The organism is Desulfobulbus alkaliphilus (assembly GCF_016918545.1).
Classification (GTDB): Bacteria; Desulfobacterota; Desulfobulbia; order Desulfobulbales; family Desulfobulbaceae; genus Desulfobulbus; species Desulfobulbus alkaliphilus.
This window is the reverse complement of the sequence record NZ_JAFFQC010000065.1, coordinates 1-5259: the sequence shown is the minus strand read 5'-3', so window position 1 is coordinate 5259 and position 5259 is coordinate 1. Positions and strand designations below refer to the sequence as shown.

The window sequence follows — 5259 nt, the reverse complement described above, 5'->3', positions numbered from 1 at the left end:
AAAACCCCCGTTGATCGATTGATCGACGGGGGTTTTTTGTAGAGGATCGGCGGCGACCTACTCTCCCACATAGTTTCCCATGCAGTACCATCGGCGCTGAAGAGCTTAACTTCCGTGTTCGGAATGGGAACGGGTGGGACCTCTTCGCTATGGCCACCGAAATAAAACTGTGACAATTGAGAGCAGGGTTTGACTTTGTTTAAAAAAAAGTATGGTTAAGCCGCACGGCTCATTAGTATCGGTAAGCTCCATGCATTGCTGCACTTCCACACCCGACCTATCAACGTTGTCATCTCCAACGAGCCTTCAGGTACCTTACGGTACGGGATATCTTATCTTGGAGGGGGCTTCCCGCTTAGATGCTTTCAGCGGTTATCCCGGCCGAACGTAGCTACCCAGCCATGCCCTTGGCAGAACAACTGGAACACCATTGGTTCGTCCATCCCGGTCCTCTCGTACTAGGGAAAGATCTCCTCAAATATCCTCCGCCCGCAACAGATAAGGACCAAACTGTCTCACGACGTTTTAAACCCAGCTCACGTACCACTTTAATCGGCGAACAGCCGAACCCTTGGGACCTGCTTCAGCCCCAGGATGTGATGAGCCGACATCGAGGTGCCAAACCTCCCCGTCGATGTGGACTCTTGGGGGAGATTAGCCTGTTATCCCCGGAGTACCTTTTATCCGTTGAGCGACGACCCTTCCATGCGGAATCGCCGGATCACTAAGACCTACTTTCGTACCTGCTCGAGATGTCTCTCTCGCAGTCAAGCTCCCTTATGCCTTTACACTCTGCGGCTGGTTTCCAATCAGCCTGAGGGAACCTTCGCGCGCCTCCGTTACGCTTTGGGAGGCGACCGCCCCAGTCAAACTACCCACCAGACACTGTCCCGGTTCCCGATCAGGGAACGCGGTTAGAGTCCAAAGATAACAAGGGTGGTATTTCAAGGGTGACTCCACGCACACTGGCGTGCACGCTTCAAAGTCTCCCACCTATCCTACACATGTTATCCCTAAACACAATGCCAAGCTATAGTAAAGGTTCACGGGGTCTTTCTGTCTTGTTGCGGGAAACCGGCATCTTCACCGGTACTACAGTTTCGCTGAGTCTCTGGTTGAGACAGTGGGGAAATCGTTACGCCATTCGTGCAGGTCGGAACTTACCCGACAAGGAATTTCGCTACCTTAGGACCGTTATAGTTACGGCCGCCGTTTACCGGGGCTTCGGTTCAATGCTTTGCTTGCGCTGACATGTCCCCTTAACCTTCCGGCACCGGGCAGGCGTCAGACCCTATACTTCGTCTTACGACTTCGCAGAGTCCTGTGTTTTTAGTAAACAGTCGCTCCCCCCATTTCACTGCAACCCAACGAGGCTCTCATTTGAAAAAAAAGATCACCATGTGGGCACACCTTCTCCCGAAGTTACGGTGCTATTTTGCCGAGTTCCTTAACCAGAGTTCTCTCAAGCGCCTTGGTATATTCTACCTGTCCACCTGTGTCGGTTTACGGTACGGTCACCAGTATGAATGTGTACGAGGCTTTTCCTGGAAGCATGGAATCAACCACTTTGCAGCCCTTTGGGCTTCGTCATCACGCCTCGGCGTTATCAAGGACCCGGATTTGCCTAAGTCCTCCGCCTACACGCTTGAACCGGGACGTCCAACACCCGGATGGCCTATCCTTCTCCGTCCCCCCTTACACAATCTCCACACCAGCGGTACGGGAATATTAACCCGTTTCCCATCGACTACGCTTTTCAGCCTCGCCTTAGGGGCCGACTAACCCTGAGCAGATTAACTTGACTACAGGAAACCTGAGACTTTCGGCGTGAAGGTTTCTCACCTTCATTTTCGCTACTCGTGTCAACATACGCTCTTGTGATACCTCCAGCACACCTCACGGTGCACCTTCGCAGGCCTACACAATGTTCTCCTACCATCGATTGCTCGATCCGTAGCTTCGGTACCGCACTTAAGCCCCGTTACATTTTCGGCGCAAATTCACTAGACCAGTGAGCTATTACGCTTTCTTTAAAGGATTGCTGCTTCTAAGCCAACCTCCTGGTTGTCTCAGCAATTTCACCTCCTTTTCCACTTAGTGCGGTTTAGGGACCTTAGCTGACGGTCTGGGCTCTTTCCCTCTCGACCATGGAACTTATCTCCCACAGTCTGACTCCCGCGATAAAACTTGACGGCATTCGGAGTTTGCATGGGGTTGGTAATCCGGTGGGACCCCTAGCCCAAGCAGTGCTCTACCTCCGTCAGTCAACTCGCAAGGCTATACCTAAATATATTTCGGAGAAAACCAGCTATCACCGGGTTTGATTAGCCTTTCACTCCTATCCACACCTCATCCAAGCAGTTTTCAACCTACAATGGTTCGGGCCTCCATCTCGTGTTACCGAGACTTCACCCTGGACATGGATAGATCACCCGGCTTCGGGTCTACCCCATGCAACTCACCCGCCCTGTTCAGACTCGCTTTCGCTCCGGCTCCACCTCACGGCTTAACCTCGCTGCATAGGATAACTCGTTGACTCATTATGCAAAAGGCACGCTGTCACATCACAAGGATGCTCCAACTGCTTGTAAGCTGACGGTTTCAGTTTCTATTTCACTCCCCTCCCGGGGTTCTTTTCACCTTTCCCTCACGGTACTGGTTCACTATCGGTCACTAGGGAGTATTTAGCCTTGGAAGATGGTCCTCCCAGATTCCCACAAGGTTTCACGTGTCTCGTGGTACTCGGGGACACCCTAGGGTGACTTGAAATTTCGCGTACCGGACTATCACCGTCTCTGGTCGGCCTTTCCAGACCGTTCCGCTATCTCGCCTCAATCCCATATCGGGGCCCCACAACCCCCATAGGCATGCCTATGGGTTTGGGCTCCTCCGCGTTCGCTCGCCACTACTAACGGAATCTCGTTTGATTTCTTCTCCTGAGGGTACTGAGATGTTTCACTTCCCCTCGTTCGCCTTCATTCCCTATGAATTCAGAAATGAATGACAGAGTTTGAACTCTGCCGGGTTCCCCCATTCGGACATCTCCGGGTCAAAGCCTGTTAGCAGCTCACCGAAGCTTTTCGCAGCTTTCCACGTCCTTCATCGCCTCCTAGTGCCAAGGCATCCGCCGTCAGCCCTTACTAGCTTAACCATACATCTTTTCTAAACTAAGTCTTCACAACGCAAGGCCGTCTCTTCGTGCGCAGGTCCAAAAACCAGCTTGCACATGACGCCTCACGGTGCAAAAAATACCCTACTCTTCAATTGTCAAAGATCATAAACCATGAAAGTTTAAAGTTGCCTGTCCAATGTCATTCGACAGGCAACCTTACCCCTTCAAACTGGTGGAGGTGAACGGGATCGAACCGATGACCTCCTGCGTGCAAGGCAGGCGCTCTCCCAGCTGAGCTACACCCCCAGTCTTTCAGCATGCCTGGTGGGCCTAGGTGGACTTGAACCACCGACCTCACGCTTATCAGGCGTGCGCTCTAACCAAGCTGAGCTATAGGCCCAATGCCTTGATCTCTCAAAACCAAACAGTAGCGAGCAGGGTTGATCCCATACAGGTAAACCTGTATCTATCCTTAAAAAGGAGGTGATCCAGCCCCAGGTTCCCCTAGGGCTACCTTGTTACGACTTCACCCCAGTTACCAGCCATACCTTGGCAGCCTGCCTCCCGAAGGTTAGCTCAACTGCTTCTGGTACAACCAACTCCCGTGGTGTGACGGGCGGTGTGTACAAGGCCCGGGAACGTATTCACCGTGGCATGCTGATCCACGATTACTAGCGATTCCAACTTCATGGAGTCGAGTTGCAGACTCCAATCCGGACTGAGACCGATTTTACGGGATTGGCTTCATCTCGCAATGTCGCTGCCCTTTGTATCGGCCATTGTAGTACGTGTGTAGCCCTGGTCATAAAGGCCATGAGGACTTGACGTCATCCCCACCTTCCTCCGGTTTAACACCGGCAGTCCCTTTAGAGTGCCCAGCCAAACTGATGGCAACTAAAGGCAAGGGTTGCGCTCGTTGCGGGACTTAACCCAACATCTCACGACACGAGCTGACGACAGCCATGCAGCACCTGTCTCCAGGCTCCTTCGATTGAAGGCACTCTCGTGTTTCCACAAGATCCCCGGGATGTCAAGACCAGGTAAGGTTCTTCGCGTTGCATCGAATTAAACCACATACTCCACCGCTTGTGCGGGCCCCCGTCAATTCCTTTGAGTTTTAATCTTGCGACCGTACTCCCCAGGCGGTGAACTTAATGCGTTAGCTCCGACACAGAGGGGATCAACACCCCCTACATCTAGTTCACATCGTTTACAGCGTGGACTACCAGGGTATCTAATCCTGTTTGCTCCCCACGCTTTCGCGCCTCAGCGTCAGTATCCAGCCAGAAAGTCGCCTTCGCCACCGGTATTCCTCCCGATATCTACGAATTTCACCTCTACACCGGGAATTCCACTTTCCCCTCTGGTACTCAAGTCCGGCAGTATCAAATGCACTTCCACGGTTAAGCCGTGGGCTTTCACATCTGACTGACCAAACCGCCTGCGCGCCCTTTACGCCCAGTAATTCCGAACAACGCTTGCACCCTCCGTATTACCGCGGCTGCTGGCACGGAGTTAGCCGGTGCTTCCTTTAGGGGTACCGTCAAATATACTGGGTATTAACCAGTACACACTTCTTCCCCCTTGACAGAGCTTTACGACCCGAAGGCCTTCCTCACTCACGCGGCGTCGCTGCGTCAGGGTTGCCCCCATTGCGCAATATTCCTCACTGCTGCCTCCCGTAGGAGTCTGGCCCGTGTTTCAGTGCCAGTGTGGCGGATCATCCTCTCAGACCCGCTAACCATCGTCGCCTAGGTAGGCCATTACCCCACCTACTAGCTAATGGTACGCAGACCCCTCATCTTGCGGTAGCATACAACAGAGGCCACCTTTCCTTGTCTCCCTTATAAAACACAAGAATATCCGGTATTAGTACCCCTTTCGGAATGTTATCCCAGACAATATGACAGGTTATCTACGCGTTACTCACCCGTGCGCCACTCTACTCAGGACCGAAGCCCCTTTCGCGTTCGACTTGCATGTGTTAAGCACGCCGCCAGCGTTCGTTCTGAGCCAGGATCAAACTCTCCAGTTCTATTTCCCAGCCAATCACAATCAAAACATGATCGGACTTATCTACTTCTCTTCGAGTATCAACATACTCAATCGGCCCGCTCTACTACTGTTCAGTTTTCAAAGATCAAGAC

Annotated in this window: 2 tRNA genes and 3 rRNA genes; all 5 read right to left on the bottom strand. The window is 52.5% G+C overall.

The window, feature by feature from the left end:
* Positions 1-44: 44 nt before the first annotated feature.
* The 5 genes from rrf to JWG43_RS17055 all read right to left on the bottom strand — a co-directional run bounded on the left by rrf (position 45) and on the right by JWG43_RS17055 (position 5147).
* A 5S ribosomal RNA gene (gene rrf / locus JWG43_RS17075) occupies positions 45-161 on the bottom strand.
* Between the two features lie 50 nt (positions 162-211).
* Positions 212-3151: ribosomal RNA gene (locus JWG43_RS17070) — 23S ribosomal RNA — on the bottom strand.
* A gap of 191 nt (positions 3152-3342) precedes the next feature.
* Positions 3343-3418, bottom strand: a tRNA-Ala gene (locus JWG43_RS17065).
* A gap of 16 nt (positions 3419-3434) precedes the next feature.
* Positions 3435-3512: transfer RNA gene (locus JWG43_RS17060), tRNA-Ile, on the bottom strand.
* Between the two features lie 76 nt (positions 3513-3588).
* Positions 3589-5147, bottom strand: a 16S ribosomal RNA gene (locus JWG43_RS17055).
* Together the 16S, 23S and 5S rRNA genes with 2 tRNA genes alongside form the textbook arrangement of a ribosomal RNA operon.
* Positions 5148-5259 lie beyond the last annotated feature (112 nt).